1 protein-coding gene is annotated in these 1,552 nt (G+C 51.5%); it reads left to right on the forward strand.

Translation table 11 applies throughout. The features are described from left to right. Positions 1-125: 125 nt before the first annotated feature. On the forward strand, positions 126-1,394 hold the full coding sequence (gene glgC, locus IV91_RS0113520) for a glucose-1-phosphate adenylyltransferase (RefSeq protein WP_031599324.1): 1,269 nt from the start codon (positions 126-128) through the stop codon (positions 1,392-1,394). Positions 1,395-1,552: the final 158 nt, after the last annotated feature.

Consider the following 1,552-nt stretch of genomic DNA (forward strand, 5'->3'; position numbering starts at 1 on the left):
CATCGGCAGAAAACGAAATATCGTCCACTTGCCAAGGCGATTGCAGGCCAAGCGCCATGCTAAATAAAGTTGTACTATTCATGACGGAATTATCGCACCACCCACTACAAATCACATAGAGCCAAATTTCTTCCCCGCGTTTTATCAGTACACTGACCAAGAATACGGTTGCATTGATTCTTGCAGGAGGGCGTGGATCCAGACTGGAACAGTTGACCGATTGGCGTGCAAAACCGGCAGTGCCGTTTGGCGGAAAACACAGGATCATCGATTTCCCGCTCTCCAACTGCATCAATTCCGGTATACGGCGGATCGGGGTCGTGACGCAGTACAAGGCGCACAGTCTGATCCAGCATATCCAGAGGGGTTGGGGATTTTTGAGGGGAGAATTCAATGAGTTCGTAGAACTGCTCCCTGCCCAGCAGCGCATCCAGGAAGAATGGTACAAGGGGACGGCCGATGCGATTTACCAGAACATCGACATCCTGTGCTCCTACGATCCCGAGTTCGTGGTGATCCTCGCTGGGGACCATATCCACAAGATGGATTATGGCAAGATGCTCGCTTTCCATGTCAACTCCAAAGCGGACATGACGATTGGTTGCTACGAGTTGCCTGTATCCGAAGTCTCCGCCTTCGGCGTGATGGTGGTCGGCGAGGGTGATCGGGTCACGGGGTTCGTCGAGAAGCCCGCCAATCCCCCGCACATTCCGGGCAGTCCCGACAGGGCACTCGTCAGCATGGGTATTTACGTATTCAACGCGCACTTCCTCTGCGAGCAGTTGTCTCGCGATGCAGATGACCCGAAATCAGCACACGATTTCGGCCACGACATCATTCCACACCTCATCAGTCGCTACCGCGTTTATGCGCACCGCTTCGAGGACAGCTGCGTCGGGATGGGTGACAAACCCGCCTACTGGCGCGATGTAGGGACAGTGGATGCCTATTGGGAAGCCAATATGGAATTGATCAAGGTAGTTCCTGACCTCAATCTATATGACAAGACCTGGCCGATCTGGACCCATCAGGAACAGCTTCCTCCTGCAAAATTTATTTTCGATGACGAGGATCGACGCGGTATTGCAATCGATTCCATGGTTTCCGGCGGGTGCATTATCAGCGGTGCAATGATTCATCACTCCCTGCTTTTTTCCGATGTCAGGGTCAATAACTACACCAAAATTACCGATTCTGTGATCCTGCCGAAGGTTGAAATCGGACGCTATGTCAAGCTGAACAAAGTGATCATCGACAAGCAGTGTGTTATTCCGGATGGTCTGGAGGCGGGGTTTGACCCGGTCAAAGATGCAAAGCAGTTCCATGTCACAGAAAAAGGGGTAACGCTGATAACACCAGATATGCTTGGACAGCATATCCATATGAGCAACTAGAATTCTGGCAAGTCTTTACAGTTCAATCACACACAGAGATACGGGCCAAAAAAAAAGCACGGTCCGTGGGGACTGTGCTTTTTTTGGTGTTTCTTCTGTGAAGCAGAAGGAACGGGTAGGGTGTCTGGCGGTGACCTACTTTCGCATGGGTAATCCAC

This window comes from Ferrovum myxofaciens (assembly GCF_000735045.1).
GTDB lineage: Bacteria > Pseudomonadota > Gammaproteobacteria > Burkholderiales > Ferrovaceae > Ferrovum > Ferrovum myxofaciens.